At 72.6% G+C, this 16,212-nt stretch carries 18 protein-coding genes and 7 tRNA genes; 15 read left to right on the top strand and 10 right to left on the bottom strand.

Going from position 1 to position 16,212, the window contains the following annotated elements; genetic code table 11:
- The first annotated feature begins 35 nt into the window (after positions 1-35).
- Together cobA and ACFWRO_RS31200 are read left to right on the top strand one after the other, a co-directional pair.
- Entirely contained in the window at positions 36-1,292 is a 1,257-nt protein-coding gene (cobA, locus tag ACFWRO_RS31205; RefSeq protein WP_384516110.1) for a uroporphyrinogen-III C-methyltransferase, read from the top strand.
- A 73-nt stretch (positions 1,293-1,365) separates the two neighbouring features.
- Entirely contained in the window at positions 1,366-2,184 is an 819-nt protein-coding gene (locus ACFWRO_RS31200) for a TrmH family RNA methyltransferase (protein ID WP_384516108.1), read from the top strand.
- A gap of 46 nt (positions 2,185-2,230) precedes the next feature.
- Here the strand turns inward: ACFWRO_RS31200 and ACFWRO_RS31195 are convergent, their stop codons facing one another.
- A complete protein-coding gene (locus ACFWRO_RS31195; protein WP_384516105.1) occupies positions 2,231-3,373 on the bottom strand; it encodes a serine/threonine-protein kinase in 1,143 nt (380 codons plus the stop codon).
- A 195-nt stretch (positions 3,374-3,568) separates the two neighbouring features.
- Between ACFWRO_RS31195 and ACFWRO_RS31190 the strand changes: the two genes are divergently transcribed.
- The 4 genes from ACFWRO_RS31190 to ACFWRO_RS31175 all read left to right on the top strand — a co-directional run bounded on the left by ACFWRO_RS31190 (position 3,569) and on the right by ACFWRO_RS31175 (position 5,905).
- The gene (locus ACFWRO_RS31190; RefSeq protein WP_384516102.1) at positions 3,569-3,823 is read left to right on the top strand and encodes a hypothetical protein; all 255 of its coding nucleotides are present in this window, start codon (positions 3,569-3,571) and stop codon (positions 3,821-3,823) included.
- Between the two features lie 132 nt (positions 3,824-3,955).
- Positions 3,956-4,123 (top strand): hypothetical protein, encoded by a 168-nt coding sequence (locus tag ACFWRO_RS31185; RefSeq protein WP_384516100.1) that lies wholly within the window; start codon positions 3,956-3,958, stop codon positions 4,121-4,123.
- Between the two features lie 386 nt (positions 4,124-4,509).
- Complete coding sequence (locus ACFWRO_RS31180) at positions 4,510-5,565, top strand: phosphotransferase family protein (RefSeq protein WP_384516097.1); 1,056 nt, start codon at positions 4,510-4,512, stop codon at positions 5,563-5,565.
- Positions 5,566-5,605: 40 nt separating this feature from the next.
- Positions 5,606-5,905, top strand: coding sequence for a zf-TFIIB domain-containing protein (locus ACFWRO_RS31175; protein ID WP_384516095.1), 300 nt, complete (start codon positions 5,606-5,608; stop codon positions 5,903-5,905).
- 59 nt (positions 5,906-5,964) lie between these two features.
- Here the strand turns inward: ACFWRO_RS31175 and ACFWRO_RS31170 are convergent.
- The 5 genes from ACFWRO_RS31170 to ACFWRO_RS31150 all read right to left on the bottom strand — a co-directional run bounded on the left by ACFWRO_RS31170 (position 5,965) and on the right by ACFWRO_RS31150 (position 6,461).
- Positions 5,965-6,039 (bottom strand) — tRNA-Val (locus ACFWRO_RS31170).
- Between the two features lie 53 nt (positions 6,040-6,092).
- A tRNA-Val gene (locus tag ACFWRO_RS31165) sits at positions 6,093-6,164 on the bottom strand.
- Between the two features lie 39 nt (positions 6,165-6,203).
- A tRNA-Val gene (locus tag ACFWRO_RS31160) sits at positions 6,204-6,275 on the bottom strand.
- Position 6,276: 1 nt separating this feature from the next.
- Positions 6,277-6,350 (bottom strand) — tRNA-Cys (locus ACFWRO_RS31155).
- A gap of 38 nt (positions 6,351-6,388) precedes the next feature.
- A tRNA-Gly gene (locus ACFWRO_RS31150) sits at positions 6,389-6,461 on the bottom strand.
- A 244-nt stretch (positions 6,462-6,705) separates the two neighbouring features.
- Here ACFWRO_RS31150 and ACFWRO_RS31145 point away from each other — a divergent pair.
- The 3 genes from ACFWRO_RS31145 to ACFWRO_RS31135 are packed head-to-tail and all read left to right on the top strand — an operon-like array spanning position 6,706 to position 9,473.
- Positions 6,706-7,770 carry a chorismate-binding protein gene (locus tag ACFWRO_RS31145; protein ID WP_384516092.1) on the top strand — a complete coding sequence of 355 codons (1,065 nt, stop codon included), beginning with the start codon at positions 6,706-6,708 and terminating at the stop codon, positions 7,768-7,770.
- Positions 7,767-8,597: an aminotransferase class IV gene (locus ACFWRO_RS31140; RefSeq protein ID WP_384516090.1), complete on the top strand. Its 831-nt coding sequence runs from the start codon at positions 7,767-7,769 to the stop codon at positions 8,595-8,597. The genes ACFWRO_RS31145 and ACFWRO_RS31140 overlap by 4 nt, the downstream gene beginning before the upstream one ends.
- Positions 8,598-8,639: 42 nt before the next feature.
- On the top strand, positions 8,640-9,473 hold the full coding sequence (locus tag ACFWRO_RS31135; protein ID WP_384516087.1) for a GNAT family N-acetyltransferase: 834 nt from the start codon (positions 8,640-8,642) through the stop codon (positions 9,471-9,473).
- 25 nt (positions 9,474-9,498) lie between these two features.
- Here the strand turns inward: ACFWRO_RS31135 and ACFWRO_RS31130 are convergent, their stop codons facing one another.
- Positions 9,499-10,014, bottom strand: coding sequence for a DsbA family protein (locus tag ACFWRO_RS31130; RefSeq protein WP_384516084.1), 516 nt, complete (start codon positions 10,012-10,014; stop codon positions 9,499-9,501).
- A gap of 258 nt (positions 10,015-10,272) precedes the next feature.
- Between ACFWRO_RS31130 and ACFWRO_RS31125 the strand changes: the two genes are divergently transcribed.
- Together ACFWRO_RS31125 and ACFWRO_RS31120 are read left to right on the top strand one after the other, a co-directional pair.
- Entirely contained in the window at positions 10,273-10,698 is a 426-nt protein-coding gene (locus ACFWRO_RS31125; RefSeq protein WP_384516081.1) for a hypothetical protein, read from the top strand.
- Between the two features lie 107 nt (positions 10,699-10,805).
- The gene (locus tag ACFWRO_RS31120) at positions 10,806-10,973 is read left to right on the top strand and encodes a hypothetical protein (RefSeq protein WP_384516211.1); all 168 of its coding nucleotides are present in this window, start codon (positions 10,806-10,808) and stop codon (positions 10,971-10,973) included.
- Between the two features lie 18 nt (positions 10,974-10,991).
- Here the strand turns inward: ACFWRO_RS31120 and ACFWRO_RS31115 are convergent, their stop codons facing one another.
- Together ACFWRO_RS31115 and ACFWRO_RS31110 are read right to left on the bottom strand one after the other, a co-directional pair.
- Positions 10,992-11,549 carry a CGNR zinc finger domain-containing protein gene (locus tag ACFWRO_RS31115; protein WP_384516078.1) on the bottom strand — a complete coding sequence of 186 codons (558 nt, stop codon included), beginning with the start codon at positions 11,547-11,549 and terminating at the stop codon, positions 10,992-10,994.
- 222 nt (positions 11,550-11,771) lie between these two features.
- Positions 11,772-12,185, bottom strand: a complete 414-nt coding sequence (locus tag ACFWRO_RS31110; protein ID WP_015032345.1) for an SsgA family sporulation/cell division regulator — start codon at positions 12,183-12,185, stop codon at positions 11,772-11,774.
- A gap of 189 nt (positions 12,186-12,374) precedes the next feature.
- Here ACFWRO_RS31110 and ACFWRO_RS31105 point away from each other — a divergent pair, with 189 nt between their 5' ends.
- Together ACFWRO_RS31105 and ACFWRO_RS31100 are read left to right on the top strand one after the other, a co-directional pair.
- A complete protein-coding gene (locus ACFWRO_RS31105) occupies positions 12,375-12,797 on the top strand; it encodes a TIGR02611 family protein (RefSeq protein WP_384516076.1) in 423 nt (140 codons plus the stop codon).
- A 54-nt stretch (positions 12,798-12,851) separates the two neighbouring features.
- Positions 12,852-12,926 (top strand) — tRNA-Val (locus ACFWRO_RS31100).
- A 61-nt stretch (positions 12,927-12,987) separates the two neighbouring features.
- On the opposite strand, the gene ACFWRO_RS31095 is transcribed toward ACFWRO_RS31100, so the two are convergent.
- Positions 12,988-15,423 (bottom strand): SCO7613 C-terminal domain-containing membrane protein, encoded by a 2,436-nt coding sequence (locus ACFWRO_RS31095; protein WP_384516073.1) that lies wholly within the window; start codon positions 15,421-15,423, stop codon positions 12,988-12,990.
- An 84-nt stretch (positions 15,424-15,507) separates the two neighbouring features.
- On the opposite strand from ACFWRO_RS31095, the gene ACFWRO_RS31090 reads away from it, so the two are divergent.
- Together ACFWRO_RS31090 and ACFWRO_RS31085 are read left to right on the top strand one after the other, a co-directional pair.
- The gene (locus tag ACFWRO_RS31090; protein ID WP_384516071.1) at positions 15,508-15,963 is read left to right on the top strand and encodes an SRPBCC family protein; all 456 of its coding nucleotides are present in this window, start codon (positions 15,508-15,510) and stop codon (positions 15,961-15,963) included.
- A 39-nt stretch (positions 15,964-16,002) separates the two neighbouring features.
- Positions 16,003-16,074: transfer RNA gene (locus ACFWRO_RS31085), tRNA-Val, on the top strand.
- Positions 16,075-16,212 lie beyond the last annotated feature (138 nt).

The raw sequence follows: 16,212 nt of genomic DNA, 5'->3' as shown, positions 1-16,212 counted from the left end.
CAGACGCAGACCCGCTCTCCGAGGAGCCGCACAAGATGGCCGACCCCGTAGCCCCCGCCGCGCACCCCGCCTACCCCGTAGGCCTCCGCCTCTCCGGCCGGCGCGTCATCGTCCTCGGCGGCGGCCAGGTGGCCCAGCGCCGACTCCCGGCCCTGATCGCGGCGGGCGCGGCGATCACCCTCGTCTCGCCCTCCGCGACGCCCTCCGTCGAAGCGATGGCCGAGAACGGCGAGATCACGTGGGTCAAGCGACGCTACGAGGACGGGGACATCGCCGACGCCTGGTACGCGCTCGTCGCCACCAGCGACCCCGCCGCCAACGCGGCCGCGTCCGCGGAGGCCGAGCGGACGAAGACCTGGTGCGTGCGCTCCGACGACGCCGAGGCGGCCACCGCCTGGACCCCGGCCACCGGTCGCAGCGAGGGCGTCACGGTAGCCGTGCTCACCGGCCACGACCCCCGCCGCTCCGCCGCCGTGCGCGACGCGATCGTCGAGGGCCTCCGGGACGGCTCGATCGCCGCCCCCGCGCACCGCTCCCGCAGCCCCTTCGTGGCCCTGGTCGGCGGCGGCCCCGGCGACCCCGACCTGATCACGGTCCGCGGCCGCCGACTCCTCGCCGAGGCCGACGTGGTGATCGCCGACCGCCTGGGCCCCCGCGACCTGCTCGCCGAGCTGCCCCCGCACGTCGAGGTGATCGACGCGGCGAAGATCCCGTACGGCCGCTTCATGGCGCAGGAGGCCATCAACAACGCACTGATCGAGCACGCGAAGAAGGGCAAGTCGGTCGTACGTCTCAAGGGCGGCGACCCGTTCGTCTTCGGCCGGGGCATGGAAGAGGCCCAGGCGCTGGCCGCGGAGGGTATCGCCTGCACGGTCGTCCCCGGCATCTCCAGCTCGATCTCGGTCCCCGGCGCGGCCGGCATCCCGGTGACGCACCGCGGGGTGGCCCACGAGTTCACCGTAGTCAGCGGCCACGTGGCGCCGGACGACCCGCGCTCCCTCGTCGACTGGGCGTCGCTCGCGAAGCTCACGGGCACGCTGGTGATCCTGATGGGGGTGGACAAGATCGGGAAGATCGCCGAGGCGCTCATCGAGCACGGCAAGTCCCCGGAGACCCCCCTAGCCCTGGTCCAGGAGGGCACCACGGCGACCCAGCGCCGCGTGGACGCCACGCTGGCGACGGTCGCGGAGACGGTCAGGGCCGAGGAGGTCCGCCCGCCGGCGGTGATCGTGATCGGCGACGTAGTGGCGGAGGGCCCGGAGAAGCTCACGCGAAAGAGCCCCACCCCCTGACGAACCGCCCCACCACCCCCACCCCCACCGCAGACACATTGGCACCGCACCCCGGACAAGGCAGTATCACCACGTGGCCGAACTCATCACGATCGACGACCCCGACGACCCGCGCCTGAGCGACTACACCGGCCTGACCGACGTGGAGCTGCGCCGCAGGCGCGAGCCCGCCGAGGGCCTGTTCATCGCCGAGGGCGAGAAGGTCATCCGCCGGGCCCGGCAGGCCGGGTACGAGATGCGGTCGATGCTGCTCTCCGCCAAGTGGGTCGATGTCATGCGCGATGTCATCGACGAGGTCCCGGCACCCGTCTACGCGGTGCAGCCGGAGCTGGCCGAGCGCGTCACGGGCTACCACGTGCACCGTGGCGCCCTCGGCTCCATGCAGCGCAAGCCGCTGCCGAGCGCGGAGGACCTGCTCCGCCCGGCCCGCCGGGTCGCGGTGATGGAGTCGGTCAACGACCACACCAACATCGGCGCCATCTTCCGCAGCGCGGCCGCGCTCGGCATGGACGCGGTGATCCTCTCCCCGGACTGCGCGGACCCGCTGTACCGCCGGTCGGTGAAGGTTTCCATGGGCGCGGTCTTCTCGGTCCCGTACGCCCGTCTGGACACCTGGCCGCGTGGCCTGGAGGCCGTACGGGAGGCGGGCTTCAAGCTGCTGGCCCTGACCCCGGACGAGAAGGCCTCTCCGATCGACGTGGCGGCCCCGCACAAGCTGGAGCGGGCGGCGCTGATGCTGGGCGCGGAGGGCGACGGCCTGTCGACGCAGGCGCTCCGGGCGGCGGACGAATGGGTCCGCATCCCGATGGCGCACGGAGTCGACTCGCTGAACGTGGGCGCGGCGGCGGCGGTGGCCTTCTACGCGGTGGCGAGCGGCCGCCCGCAGGACTGAATGAAGGGGGCCGCGCCCCCGCAGCCCCCCCACCACCACCCCAGCGCTACCCCTGCAACGCCTGCGCCGCAGCGATCCCCAAGGCGACGACAAGCGTCACCACGACGAACACGAACAACCGCTGCCGCAGCAGCCGGGGATTGGCGGGCCGCCGCCCGGTCGAGGTGGTGCGCGCACCACCGGGCCGGGAGGCCGGGGGGCGGCCGTTGGGCCGGGACTGCGAGGCGGAGGGGGACCGCCCGCCGGTACGCGACGCCGCGGACGGCCGCGAGTCGGTGGTGCGCTCGGTGTACCGCTCCGTGGGCCGGCTGCCGGTCGACTGCTCGGTACGTTCCCGCTGGACCGGAGGCCGCGCGACGGGCAGCCCTTGGGCCTCGCGGGCGGCGATCTCCTTGAGCCGCATGGACAGCTGCAGGGTGCTGGGCCGGTCCTCGGGGTCCTTGGCGAGACAGGCCCGCACGAGGGGTGCGAGGGCGTCGTGTACGCCGTTCAGCTGCGGCTCCTCGTGCACGACGCGATAGAGCATGACCTCGGAACTGCCGTGCCCGAAGGGCGAGTCCGCCATCGCCGCGTACGCCAGGGTGGCGCCGAGCGAGAAGACGTCCGTAGCCGGGGTGACGGCCGCGCCCCGTACCTGCTCGGGCGCGAGGAAGCCGGGGGAACCGACGGCGGTGCCGACGTGGGTGAGGGTGCTGGCGCCGGTGGCCCAGGCGATGCCGAAGTCGATGATCCGGGGCCCCTTGGGGGACAGCAGGATGTTCGACGGCTTGAGGTCGCGGTGCACGACGCCCGCCTCGTGGACGGCGACGAGGCCCTCGGAGAGGGCGGCCCCGATGGCGGCGACGTCGGCGGCGCGCAGCGGCCCTTCCTCGGCGACCCGGTCGTGTAGGGAGGGGCCGGGCACGTACTGGGTGGCGAACCAGGGCCGGTCGGCCTCCAGGTCGGCGGCGACGAGCCGGGCCGTGCAGCCCCCGCGGATCCGCCGGGCGGCGGAGACCTCACGGGCGAACCGGGAACGGAACTCGTGGTCCTCGGCCAGGTCCGGCCGGATCACCTTCAGCGCCACACGCTGCCCGCGCCGGTCGGATCCCAGGTACACGACCCCCATCCCACCGGCCCCGAGCCGGCGGTGGAGCCGGAACGACCCGACGATCCGCGGATCCTCGCGCCGGAGCCGCATCATCGCCATGTCCGTCCCCTCGTCCGTTCGACGTGGCACAGCTTACGTATTGACGACCCGGTGTGCTCATAGGCCGCGCCCTCGCGCGCGGATCGATTGTCAGTGCTGGGGAGGACACTTGAGGGTTGGTCAGGACGCCGGCGGAACGGCCTCTCCAAACCGAAGGATTCTCCAACATCCAATACCAGAAGGGGGATTCGACACATGAAGGGTCATCGCGTGGAGACAGCCATGGACGCGCGGGACACGACATGGACGTACGAGGTAGTGGCGAGCAAGACAAACCGCAGGGTGGAGACGGCGGTACGTAGAGGGGTGCTGGAAGTGAGCGAAGTCACGCGCACCGGGGCCGTCGTGCGCACGGCCCCCTTCATGGCGAGTCAGGGAAGACCCTCAGACGTAGTCGGTGCTCTCCACCCTGGGGAGTACGCCATAGGGGTACGCGTCATCCTCCCGTAGGCCCGGTAATCGGTACGCGGGCATGACGTCCTGGTGGCGCCGGGTCCCTAGTGTTGAAGACAAGCGGCGGGTGCAGCACTCGTCCCCCGAGGTCACACACCCGCCGCTGCCAACCACGACAGGAGAGGAACCATGGCGTACCCGGTATCGCGGATCACCACCCGTCCTTCGGGCCGCCGCCACCCCTTGGTGGCGACCGCCATGGTCCTCCCTCTCGCGACCCTGCTGGTCGTCGTTTTCGGCGGCTGGGAAGCAGTGGTCACACAGGCGTCGTCCGTGGGCGTGATGCTGGGGCGCTGAGCGGCGCCCCGGACCCGGGAGAGCGGCCCGGGTCGGGGACATCCGGCCAACAACCCCGTGGGGACGGGGGTGCGGCGGACGGCAGCGTGTGGCCGGTCAGCTGGGGAGCTGACCGGCCCTCGCGCTTTCCGGGGCCGTAGGGGGTGTCTCGTCGATCATGCCGGGCTCGCGGCGTCTGGCACCGTTCCCCCAAGCTCTTCGAGCAGGGGGGACCCCCAGCCGCGTTGTCGTCGGTCGCCAACTCCCCCGTAGCCCTTCGGGCACGGGAGGTGCCCCCACCGCGTTGACTCCCTCCTCCGCCTTGCGATGCACGGCACCAGACGCCGCTCCCTGATCCGGCCTGATCGACGAGACACCCCCTAGGCGGCAGCGCGTACGCTCCCCGGGTGGAGCATGCCGAACTCGAACATCTCAGCGCCCTCGCGCGCGAGGCGGCGCACCGGGCGGACCCCGCCTGCCCGTGCGCCCCGCACGACGGCACCGTGCTCGCCGACCGTGACGACGGCACGGTGGTCCGACACGGCGTAGTCGTGGTCAAGGCCCACGCCCCCGACACGGACCTCTCCGCACATGGCACCCGACTCGCGGTCGCGGCCCTCCCGGAGCTGACGGGCATCCTCCTCAAACCCCAAGCAGAACCGCCCCACACCACCCCCGACACCCACGCAACCCCCGACACCCACCCCACCCCATCCACCCCATCCACCCCATCCACCCGCCCCCTCTCCACCTGGCCCTACGGCACCCCGGTCGACCCAGCCGATCCGGACGCCGCGCCCTGGGAGGACGCCGCGCGCCTGCTCGCCCGGCTCCACCGCACCCCACCTCCGGACCACCTCTCGATCCCGCCCATGCGCGCGCCCGTGAAGGCCGCCCTAGCCGTCGAGCGGATGCGCCGCTCCGGTGCGCCCGGCGCCGCCGTGGAGACCGTGCTCCGGGCCTGGCGCACCCTCCCGGAGGAGCCGGCGGACCGCCCCCTCCTCTGCCACGGCGACTTCCACCTGGGCCAACTGGTCCGCGCCCCCAGCAGCTCCACCACCCGCCTCACCAGCCACCCCGACACCCGCGCCACCACGCACCCCACCACGCACCCCACCACGCCCTGGCTCCTCATAGACGTGGACGACCTCGGCCTTGGCGACCCGGCCTGGGACCTGGCCCGCCCGGCCGCCTGGTTCGCGGCGGGCATCCTGCCCCCGGACGTCTGGTCCCGCTTCCTCGACGCGTACCGGCACCAGGACGGCCCGGCCGTCTCCGCGTCCGACCCCTGGGCTCAACTCGACGTCCCGGCCCGCGCGCTGACCGTGCAGACCGCGGCGCTCGCCCTCGCCAAGTCCACCGCGGAGGGGCGCTCCCTGGACGAGGTCGAGGAAGTGATGATCGACACCTGCGCCCGAATCGGCTCACTCCGAACCGAGTTGGCCCGCCCGGCGTCCCCATAAGCTGAGAGCACCATCCGAACGGCAGGGAGTTGAGCCGACCATGCAGTGTCCCAAGTGCCACGCAGCGATGCACACGTACAACCGCAACGGCGTCCAGATCGAGCAGTGCAGCGGCTGCCGCGGGATATTCCTGGACTACGGCGAGCTGGAGTCCCTGACCCGGCTCGAGTCCCAGTGGGTGCAGCAGGCGCCGCCCGCGCCCGCCCCACCGGCCTACCCGGCGCAGGGCGCCCCCGCCGCGCCCGCCTGGGGCGCCCCGCAGCAACACCACGGTGGCCACCACGGCCACCACGGCGGTCACCACCAGCGCGGCTTCGGCCGGATGCTCTTCTCCTCCTGACGAGGAGTGGGTACGACGAAGCCCCCGGCCGCGAGAGGCGGCCGGGGGCTTCGTACGTATGGTGCGCGATACTGGGATTGAACCAGTGACCTCTTCCGTGTCAGGGAAGCGCTCTCCCGCTGAGCTAATCGCGCGGGACGGTCCCAAACAATACAGGACCAAGAGTTACTGCGTACTACGTACTGCGTGCGCGATACTGGGATTGAACCAGTGACCTCTTCCGTGTCAGGGAAGCGCTCTCCCGCTGAGCTAATCGCGCGGGACGGTCCATGCGGACCGGATCTTCGGTTGTTCTGCGTGCGCGATACTGGGATTGAACCAGTGACCTCTTCCGTGTCAGGGAAGCGCTCTCCCGCTGAGCTAATCGCGCTTGGAGGTGGAGACGGGATTTGAACCCGTGTAGACGGCTTTGCAGGCCGTTGCCTCGCCTCTCGGCCACTCCACCAGGAGTGAGACGGGGGTTCGGGAAGATCCCCCACATCGAGCGGACGACGAGATTCGAACTCGCGACCCTCACCTTGGCAAGGTGATGCTCTACCAACTGAGCCACGTCCGCTTGTCGTTTCCGTTCCGCTTGCGCGTCCCGGCGACGTGTTGAACTCTAGCGGATTCCTGGGCCAGCACAAAAACGCGTTTCCGCAGCGTGCTGACCCGCACACGGAGCCGTCCCACGGGAGAGGGTTCCCGTGCCGTTCACTCCCCGTGTCCCCGACGTGGCAGCCGGCCGCCCCCAGCCGGTGCTCCGCACCTCCACCACTCGTCCTCCGCACCGGCCTCCCCGCCCGCCCTAGACTCGATCCGTGCACGACCTTGCTCCTCTGGCCCGCTTCGGCGGCCTCGTCGCGACCGACCTGCGGGATGTCACCAGTGACCCCGCGGCCCTGGACTCCGTCGGCTTCTGGGCCGTCTCCGCGGACTTCGAGGGCCGTCTGACCTGCGCCCGCTTCGGTGACGTACGCAGGGAGCCCGTCCCGGCCCCGGTCGCCGCCCCCGCCCCGGGCGCCTGGCGCGGCCCCTCCGCCGGTGACTGGACGTCCTCCCTCGACCGCGCGGCGTACACGGCGGGCGTCCGCCGGATCCGGGAGCACATCGCGCGCGGGGAGGTCTATCAGGCCAATCTCTGCCGCGTGATGTCCGCGCCGCTGCCCGACCCCGCCGCGGCCGACGTCGACGCCCTCACCGCGCTGCTGGCCCGTGGCAACCCCGCTCCGTACGCCGGAACGATTCGGCTCCCCGCGCACGGGGTGGAGATCGCCACCGCGTCCCCCGAGCTCTATCTGCGCCGCGACGGTGCCACCGTCGAGTCCGGCCCGATCAAGGGAACCGGCCGCACGGCCGAGGACCTCCTGGAGAAGGACCACGCCGAGAACGTGATGATCGTGGACCTCGTACGGAACGACCTGGGCCGGGTCTGCGCGACCGGTTCGGTCACCGTCCCCGAGCTCTGCGCCGTCGAGCCCCACCCGGGCCTGGTCCACCTCGTCTCCACCGTGCGCGGTGAACTCGGCGCGCACGCGGGCTGGCCGGAGCTGCTCGCCGCCACCTTCCCGCCCGGCTCCGTCACGGGCGCCCCGAAGTCGAGCGCCCTGCGGATCATCGAGGCCCTGGAGACCGCCCCGCGCGGCCCCTACTGCGGCGGCATCGGCTGGGTCGACGCCGACCGCCGCACCGCCGAGCTGGCCGTCGGCATAAGGACCTTCTGGATCGACCGCCCCGAGGGCGTGCTGCGCTTCGGCACCGGTGCCGGGATCACCTGGGGCTCGGACCCCGAGCGCGAATGGGCGGAGACCGAGTTGAAGGCGTCCCGGCTACTGGCGGTAGCGTCGGGCGCGTACGAGGCGAGCGGAAAGGCCATATCGCGATGAAACTCTGGGTCAACGGCGGACTGCGCGAAGCGGAGGAAGCCCGGGTGTCCGTCCTGGACCACGGGCTGACCGTCGGCGACGGCGTCTTCGAGACGGTCAAGGCCGAGCGCGGCGACACCTTCGCCCTCACCCTCCACCTGGAGCGCCTCGCCCGCTCAGCGCGCGGCCTGGGCCTTCCCGCCCCCGACCTGGACGAGGTCCGCCGGGCCTGCGCGGCGGTCCTGGAGGCCAACCCGATGGAGCTCGGCCGGCTCCGCATCACGTACACCGGCGGACTCTCCCCGCTCGGCTCCGAGCGTGGCGACGCCGGGACCAGCCTCGTCGTGGGGCTCGGCGAGACGACCCGCCGCCCCGACTCCACGGCCGTGATCACGGTGCCCTGGACCCGCAACGAGCGCGGGGCGCTCACGGGCCTGAAGACCACCTCGTACGCCGAGAACGTCGTCGCCCTCGCCAGGGCGCGCGAACAGGGCGCCTCCGAGGCGCTGTTCGCCAACACGGTCGGGCAGCTCTGCGAGGGCACCGGCTCCAATGTCTTCGTCGTGCTCGACGGCCGGATCCACACCCCTCCCGTCTCCTCCGGCTGCCTGGCCGGGATCACCCGCGCCCTCGCGGTCGAGTGGACGGGGGCGGTGGAGGCCGATCTGCCGCTGGACGTCCTGGAGAGCGCCGAGGAGATCTTCCTGACCTCGACGCTCCGTGACATCCAGGCCGTGCACCGGGTCGACGGCCGCGAGACCACTCCCGCGCCGGGACCGGTCACCGCCAAGGCCATGCGGATCTTCGACGAGCGAGCGGCGGCGGACCGGGATCCGCGCCTCGCGTAAATCCGGATGACGGAGAGCCGTGGCGTGGGTAGAACACCGGTGATGACCACCACCCTGCGGCCGTCCGTGCCGCTTCAGCAGACCCCGGACGGCGGACGTTCACGCACCTACGACGTGTGCGTGAACAGTCGTCGCGTCGGTTCCGTGCGCCTGGCCGCCACCCCCGGCACCGGATCCGGGGTGATCTCGGACCTGGGCATCGACGAGAAGGACCGCCGCCGGGGCCGGGCCACGGTGGCCGCGCTGGCCGCCGAGGAGGTGCTGCGCGGCTGGGGCTGCGGCGAGGTCCAGATCTCCGTGCCGGTGCGGGCGGAGGCGGCGCTGCGGATGGGGCAGATGCTCGGCTACACCGAGCGCGGCAGGAACATGGTCAAGGACCTCCCGGCCGAGCCGCCCGCGCTGCCGTCCGGCATCGAGGTCCGCCCGATGACCGAGGCAGAGTTCGGCCCCTGGGAGGTGAACGCCAGGGAGAGCTACGCGCACAGCTGGATCGAGCGGGGCGTCCCCGAGGACCGGGCCCGCGCCAGGTCCGACGCCGCCCACCGGCTGCTGCTGCCCGAGGGCCTGGACTCCCCGGGCACGGCGGTCCACGTGGCCGTACGGGACGGGGAGACCGTCGGCCATGTCTGGACGGCCGGCCGCGAACTGGAGCCGGGCGTCCACGGGAGCTACGTCTACGACATCGCGGTCGCCGAGGGCCACCGGGGCCACGGCTACGGCCGGGCCCTGATGCTGGTCGCCGAGCGGGTCGCGCTCGGCGCCGGGGACCGCCTGCTCGGACTCCACGTCTTCGCGGGCAACACCCCGGCGATCCGGCTCTACACCTCGCTCGGCTACCGGACGACGCACGTCAACAGCTACAAGCCGCTGCTCTAATCACTCGCCCGCCCCTGGGGGCCGGCTAGCCGGCGAGCAGGCGGTCGGTGATCTCCTCGACGCGCGCCCGCAGGCCGTCCTGGCTCTGGCCACCGTCGAGGCGCTCGCCGCCGACGACATAGGTCGGGGTGCCGGTGACCTTGATCGCCTTGCCCTCCGCCTGGTCGGCGTCGACGGTCAGCAGATGCCGGCCGTCGATCAGGGCGGTGTCGAACTCCTCGGCGTCCAGGCCCAGTTCGCGGGCGACGTCCAGGAGCACCGGCTCGCCCCGCTCGCCGAGCTCCTCGGTCCTGGCAAGGAGCGCCTCCACGTACGGCCAGCCCTTGCCCTGGTCGATTGCTTCCTCGGCGGCCTGCGCGGCGGCGTACGCGTGCTTGTGCTTCTCCAGCGGGAAGTGCCGCAGCTGTACGTCGATCCGGTCGCCGTACTTCTCGCGCAGTGCGCGCACGTCGTCGAGGGCGCGGAAGCAGTCGGGGCACTGGAGGTCGAACCAGGCCTCCACGGTGACGGGGGAGGCGGACGGGGTGGTGGAGTCGCTCATGGGAGCAGTCTCCCAGCACGGTCGGACTGGTCCCAACCGGGACGTGGGGACGGTCCCGACCGGGAGGGAGGGACGGGTCCCTGGCCGGGACGGGGGGACGGTCCCACCGGCACGGGGGACGGTCCTGACCAGGACCTGGGGAGGAGATCCCGTGGGGGAGACCCGGAGATCTCCCTGAGGTCGGCCTCGGAACATGGCCGCGGGCCCCCTCGCCGGTGCAGGATGGAAGAGACATACCGCCCGCCCCAGGAGGATCGCATGCTCGCCGAGACCATCTTTTCCGCGGTGTCCGTGGCGGGACTGGGCATCGCCGCGATCACGGCGTACCGCAAGCGTTTCCTCGCCGCGACGCGGATCGCCGCCTATGCGCTGGTGCCCATCGGCCTGGTCATGACCGGGGTGGTGGAGTGGGCCTTCGACACGGCCTTCAGCCCGACGGCGTGGGCCGGCTTCGGTGTGCTCGGCGCGGCCTGGGCGCTCTTCATGACGAGCCGGGCTGTCGAGCGGCGCAGAGCGGGCCGGAAGCAGACCGAGCGGGGCGAGGTGCCCGGGGCGGTCGCACCGGCCGCGTCCGCGCCGTCCCTCGGCGCCGGGCAGCGCGGCGCGACCCCGAAGCCGAAGGCGAAGACGGCCGGGGAAGACTTCAGCGACATCGAGGCGATTCTGAAGAAGCACGGCATCTGACGAGGCAGGGCATCCGACGGCGTCCGAGCGTCGGAAATATCCACGGGATGTGATGAACTGCCGTGGCCGAGGGGCGTGTTGCGGGCCCTCCCGCGAGTGGCTGCGCCATGATCACCCCCGAGATGCTGGAAACCTCGCGGGATCACGCCCCCGCCCCCACCGAAGAGCCGCGCGGTTGCCTGTTCGCGCTCTCCCAACCGCCGCTGATGATCTTCCTCGCGGTGATCGGCTGTCTGCTCCTGATGGCCGCCGTGAACGACCTCTTCCTGCCGTGAGGGGCGCTGGGCGCTCGCTCAGCCGGCGGCTTCCTTGCGGCGCGCGCGGTACGCGGCGACGTGGAGGCGGTTGCCGCAGGTGCGGCTGTCGCAGTAGCGGCGTGAGCGGTTGCGGGAGAGGTCGACGAAGGCCCGGCCGCAGTCGGGGGCCTCGCAGCGCCGCAGCCGCTCCTGCTCGCCCGCCACCACGATGAACGCCAGGGCCATGCCGCAGTCGGCGGCGAGATGGTCCGCGACCGAGGCGCCCGGCGCGAAGTAGTGCACGTGCCAGTCGTAGCCGTCGTGGTCGGTGAGCTGCGGCGTCGTGCCCGCGGCGGCGACCAGCTGGTTGATCAGCGTGGCGGCGATCCGGGAGTCGGGAGCCGCGAAGACCGCCGTGAACCTGGCCCGTACCTCCTGGACGGCCTTCAGGTCCTTGTCGGTGAGCTCGCCGACGTCGCTGATGTTGTGGGCCCGCACGAAGGTGCGCAGCGAGGGGATGTCCGCGAGTTCGTCGTCACGGTCGCCCTCTGGCGCGGTGTTCATCAGATCGACGACGCTGTCGAGGGCGATCCGGGTGTCGTGAGGGATCAGCACGATTCGCTCCCTGGCCGGCTGCGGGCGGGCGCCCGCGGAATTGCGCTGACTCTAGCGGTTTCGCCGCGCGACGCCGGGAGGGGTCGGGTAACGCACATCGGCGCCCTCCTCCGCGCCGGCTGCGCGGTGAGGACGCCGATGTCTGCGGTATGTGATTGTCCGCGTCGTCCGCGCGGCGCCGTCTCCCCGAGTCGGACGGCGCCGTGCGGCTCTCGGCCTGGCTCAGCTGTCGGCCAGGATGTGGGAGAGCTCCGTGTCGAGATCGAAGTGCCGGTGCTCGGTGCCCGGTGGCACGGCGGCGTCGGTCCGCTTGAGGAACGACTCCAGGGCCCGCGCCGGGGCCTCGAGCAGGGCTTCGCCTTCGGGGGAACTCAACGCGATGCAGACGACGCCCTGACCGTGACTGCGGGACGGCCAGACTCTGACGTCGCCGGTGCCGGTGGGCCGGTGCAGCCCCTCGGCGAGAAGGTCGCGGGCGAAGACCCACTCGACCGTCTCTTCGGCTCCGGTGTGGAAGGTGGCGTGCACGGCATACGGATCGGCCGTGTCATACCGCAGGCCCGCGGGTACAGGCAGTGAGGACTCGCTCGACACAACGAGGCGCAGGTGCAGCTCGCAGCTGACCGTGGTGTTCATAAGCGCCAGGGCCTTTCGCTCAGTGTGCGCTCGGGGATTCGCACGTCGGCGAAATCGACATGCCACCTACGGTGCCGTTGTAAACCCCTCTGTCTGTTTTGTGATCGTTCAGGTAGCTCGTATGGGGGTGTGTAACTTTTGGTAATGCGGCTGAACGAGTGAGGGCGCCCCGTCCGGTAAGTTGGGACCATGAATGCGGAGAGTGACGAGCGCACCGGGGAGTCCGCGGCCGACGGGGAATCCGAGCTGGGATCCCGGGCCCCCGATTTCATCAAGGCACGCAGGACCCTGCACCTGAGCTGGCAGGTCGGCGTCTTCATCGTGGGGCTGGCCGTGGTCGGCGCCGGTGTCGCGATGCTGGTGCTGCCCGGGCCCGGCTGGGTGGTGATCTTCGGCGGCATGGCGATCTGGGCCACCGAGTTCGTCTGGGCCCAGCTGGTGCTCCGGTGGACCAAGCGGAAGGTCACCGAGGCGGCGCAGCGCGCGCTCGATCCGAAGGTGCGTCGACGCAACATCATCCTGACCTCGGTCGGCCTGGTGATCATCGGCGCGCTGCTCGGTTTCTACCTCTGGAAGTACGGCTTCGTGATGCCGTGGAAGATCAACGACTGACCCTGGGGACGGTCGGGGCACCGGCTGACATGCGGTAATGTTTGCGGTGCGCCGGGGCGATTAGCTCAGTGGGAGAGCGCTTCGTTCACACCGAAGAGGTCACTGGTTCGAACCCAGTATCGCCCACCACCCGGACCGAAGGCCCTGAGACTGGATCCAGTCTCAGGGCCTTCGGCGTGCTCCGATCCGGTCACCGCATCCGGCCGAGCCGTTCCCGCAGACGACGGGCGTCGCGCAGTCGCTGCTCGTACGTCGCCCCCACGGCGAGCAGCAGCAGACCGGCCAGCGCCGGCGGCAGCCAGCGGGGGAGGGCTCCGACGGCCTGGACGACGTACGGCGCCAGCTCGTGCAGGGCGTCGAGGGCCAGGACCGTCCCGCCGAGCACCAGCAGCGCCTGGAGCCGGAACCGGGCCCCGAGCAGGGTCACCGCGAGCGCGGCGACGCCGAGGAGCAGCGGGCGCCGCCAGTCGGGGTCCACCCAGGTCGCGAGCAGGCTCGGCACCAGCGTGGCGGCGAGCCCGGGGCCGTACGCCACCCAGGACGAGGACTCCGGGTCGCGGCGCCGCCGCAGCGCCCCCACGACCAGGGCGGGCACGGTGACGGGCAGCGTGTACGCCTCCGGGGTCGTCACGTCCCAGACGGCCAGCCGCACCCAGGTCGCCAGGAGGAACAGCGCACCCGCCGTCCACGAGGCGACCGCACGGCGCTCGGGCCGCAGGGCCGTGGCGGCGGCGAGCACACCTGTCAGGGTGAGGACGAGCGCCAGGACGGCGGGCGTGGGCACGGCCATCACGATCGCGAGCAGCGCGACGGCGGCGCCGGTGAGCTCGACGGGGAGCGCGACCGGGTGGCGCCGGAGCCGCCCGCCGATCAGGGCCGTGGCCGCGGGCACGAGGAGCAGGGCCAGGGCGGTGTGGTGGTCGCGGAAGCCGGCGGCGGCAGCCCCGGCGGAGACCAGACCGGCCGCGACGACGACCGCCGCACAGGCGGACACGACCCGCTGGACACCGGCGGCGAGGAACGCCACCGCCACGAAGAGCCCGAGCAGCACCCCGAGCGTGGTGAACGTGGCGGCGCGCGTGTCCAGGGCCGCGGCGACCAGGCTCAGCGCCGAGGCGAACCCGCAGCCGAACGCGCTCGCCCCGAGGACCTCCAGGGGCGGCACGGGCCGTGAGGCGACCGCAGGGGTGGAGGCGACATCGGACGCCGAATCGGACGTGCTCTCCATCGGAGCCGGAGCCGGAGCCGGAGCCGGAGCCGGCAGGCCCCGCGTCAGCGTCCCCGGGCGCGCCGCCAGGAGGAGCGCCGCCGTGGTCGTCACGAGCTGGAGGGCGAGCGTCGGGGCGTACGCGAGGTCCAGGGCGAGCGGGAGGGCGGTCAGGGTGCCCCAGCTCAGGAACAGGGCCGCGCAGCGGGACCACAGGCGCGGGAGCGCCGCGAAGGCCGCCGCTGCGACGAGCAGGACCGCCGGGGCGGTCGACGCGTACGAGGCGAGCGCGGGGTCCGCGTGGGCACCCGACCAGACGGGGGTCGTCCGTGCCAGCGGCTCCAGCAGCGCGGCCGCCACCGGCGGGAGCGCCCACACCACACCCAGCGCGAGCACCCCCGCGCCCGCACCGGCCAGACCGATGCGCACCGCGCGCGGTGCCGACGAGCGCAGGACGCCCGCCAGGGCCACCGCGCACAGCACGTACCCCGGCACTTCCCAGTCGCCCGGCAGCACCGGGCGCAGCGCGCCACCCACCGCCGCGATCGCCGCGACACCCGCCACCACCGACGTGGACACCGAGGCCTGGGCCACCCGCCATGCCACGCACAGCGCCACCGCCGCGCAGGCGAGCAGCAGCGCGCCCGCCGGGAGCGGGGACGTGAACGACATCCGCACACCCGTGAGCAGCGCCCCGCCGCCCAGGACCCCGGCGGCCACCGCCGCCGTGCTCCGTACCGCCGCCGGCTTCACCCACAGCGCCACCGCCAGATCCGCGACCGCGGTCGCGAGCGCCGCCCAGCCGAGGGCGAGCGCACCGCCGTCGGCGGCCAGGACGCCGAGGGGCAGGGGGAGTTGAGCCGTCACCACGGCCACCGGCAGCGGGATCCGCAGCCGGCCGAGCGCGGTCCCGTAGGCCGTCCAGGCGCCCGCGAGCACCGCCGAGGCCACCGCCGTGTACGCGAGCCCGTCGGTGTCCGCGAGGGCCACCCGGTGCAGCGCGTACGCGTCCAGGACCATCAGCACCAGGCCCAGGGCGGCGACCGCCTCGGCCGTCGAGCCGAGCCCCCGGCGCAGCAGCACCACCGGCACCGCGAGCGCCGCGGACGTCACCACGGCGAGGACCGTCGCGCGGCCGCCGATGCCCATCGTCCCCCAGCTGACCAGCGTGAACGCAAGCGCCGCGATCGTCAGCAGCACCCCGCCCAGCGTGAGCAGCACGTTCTGCGCGCTGCGCGGGGTCGAGTCGGCCACCGGACGGCCGGTCGTGGGCCCGGTCGCCGGGGAGGGCACCGGAGCCTGCAGGACCCGCAGCAGCCAGGCCCGGCGGGCCAGCAACTGGGACCGGTGGGCGTCGAGTCGCGCGAGCTCGCGATCGACGATCACCAGTTCGTCGGCGGGTGGGAGAGGAGTGTTCATGTCCCGGAGTGTGCGCCGGACCACACCCCGGAACCATGCGCGCGGGTACTCATATCCGCGACTGAGTACGTACACACTGGGGTCATGGACTGGTGCCGCTACCGCTTCCGCAGCGTCTGGCAGTTGGCCGCCCCGCCCGACGCGGTCTTCGCCGTACTGGAACGCGCCGAGGAGTACCCGAGCTGGTGGCCCCAGGTCCGCGAGGTCGTCCCCGTCGACGAGGCCACCGGCACCGCCCGGTTCCGCTCCTTCCTGCCGTACGACCTCTTCGTCACCGCCGAGGCCCGGCGCCGCGACCCCGACGCCCGCGTCCTCGAGGTCGCGCTCGGCGGCGATCTGGAGGGCTGGGCGCGCTGGACCCTGACGGCCCACGGCCCGGGCACGCGCGCGTTGTACGAGCAGGAGGTCGAGGTGACCAGCCCCCTGATGCGCCGGTTCGCGGTCCCGGGCCGGCCCGTCTTCCGCGCCAACCACGCGCTGATGATGCGCGCGGGCCGACGCGGTCTGGCGGCCCGACTGCGCGCGGTTCGAAGGATTTGAAGGAGGGGCGCGGAAACCTGTATGGTTCAACCCGTTCCCGGGCGATTAGCTCAGCGGGAGAGCACTTCGTTCACACCGAAGGGGTCACTGGTTCGATCCCAGTATCGCCCACCGGGAGAGGCCGGGGCCGGGCCAGAAGGGACCGCCAAACGCCAAAAAGAGCAACCGACCCCCCAAGCCCCCCGGCGCCACACCCGGCGGCGCGGCCCCCCCCGCTTCACCCGAGACCGGGGCCCCGTGGGCGGGTAA

This window comes from Streptomyces sp. NPDC058579 (assembly GCF_042718575.1).
In the GTDB taxonomy this organism is placed as follows: Bacteria; Actinomycetota; Actinomycetes; order Streptomycetales; family Streptomycetaceae; genus Streptomyces.
This window is presented reverse-complemented; position numbering and strand designations above follow the sequence as displayed.

Excerpts from the sequence above, each read along its gene's own strand:
- cobA (WP_384516110.1), top strand. The coding sequence starts at position 36 with ATGGCCGACCCCGTAGCCCCCGCCGCGCACCCCGCCTACCCCGTAGGC.
- ACFWRO_RS31195 (WP_384516105.1), bottom strand. The coding sequence starts at position 3,373 with ATGGCGATGATGCGGCTCCGGCGCGAGGATCCGCGGATCGTCGGGTCG.
- ACFWRO_RS31190 (WP_384516102.1), top strand. The coding sequence starts at position 3,569 with ATGAAGGGTCATCGCGTGGAGACAGCCATGGACGCGCGGGACACGACA.
- ACFWRO_RS31185 (WP_384516100.1), top strand. The coding sequence starts at position 3,956 with ATGGCGTACCCGGTATCGCGGATCACCACCCGTCCTTCGGGCCGCCGC.
- ACFWRO_RS31175 (WP_384516095.1), top strand. The coding sequence starts at position 5,606 with ATGCAGTGTCCCAAGTGCCACGCAGCGATGCACACGTACAACCGCAAC.
- ACFWRO_RS31140 (WP_384516090.1), top strand. The coding sequence starts at position 7,767 with ATGAAACTCTGGGTCAACGGCGGACTGCGCGAAGCGGAGGAAGCCCGG.
- ACFWRO_RS31135 (WP_384516087.1), top strand. The coding sequence starts at position 8,640 with ATGACCACCACCCTGCGGCCGTCCGTGCCGCTTCAGCAGACCCCGGAC.
- ACFWRO_RS31130 (WP_384516084.1), bottom strand. The coding sequence starts at position 10,014 with ATGAGCGACTCCACCACCCCGTCCGCCTCCCCCGTCACCGTGGAGGCC.
- ACFWRO_RS31125 (WP_384516081.1), top strand. The coding sequence starts at position 10,273 with ATGCTCGCCGAGACCATCTTTTCCGCGGTGTCCGTGGCGGGACTGGGC.
- ACFWRO_RS31120 (WP_384516211.1), top strand. The coding sequence starts at position 10,806 with ATGATCACCCCCGAGATGCTGGAAACCTCGCGGGATCACGCCCCCGCC.
- ACFWRO_RS31110 (WP_015032345.1), bottom strand. The coding sequence starts at position 12,185 with ATGAACACCACGGTCAGCTGCGAGCTGCACCTGCGCCTCGTTGTGTCG.
- ACFWRO_RS31105 (WP_384516076.1), top strand. The coding sequence starts at position 12,375 with ATGAATGCGGAGAGTGACGAGCGCACCGGGGAGTCCGCGGCCGACGGG.
- ACFWRO_RS31095 (WP_384516073.1), bottom strand. The coding sequence starts at position 15,423 with ATGAACACTCCTCTCCCACCCGCCGACGAACTGGTGATCGTCGATCGC.
- ACFWRO_RS31090 (WP_384516071.1), top strand. The coding sequence starts at position 15,508 with ATGGACTGGTGCCGCTACCGCTTCCGCAGCGTCTGGCAGTTGGCCGCC.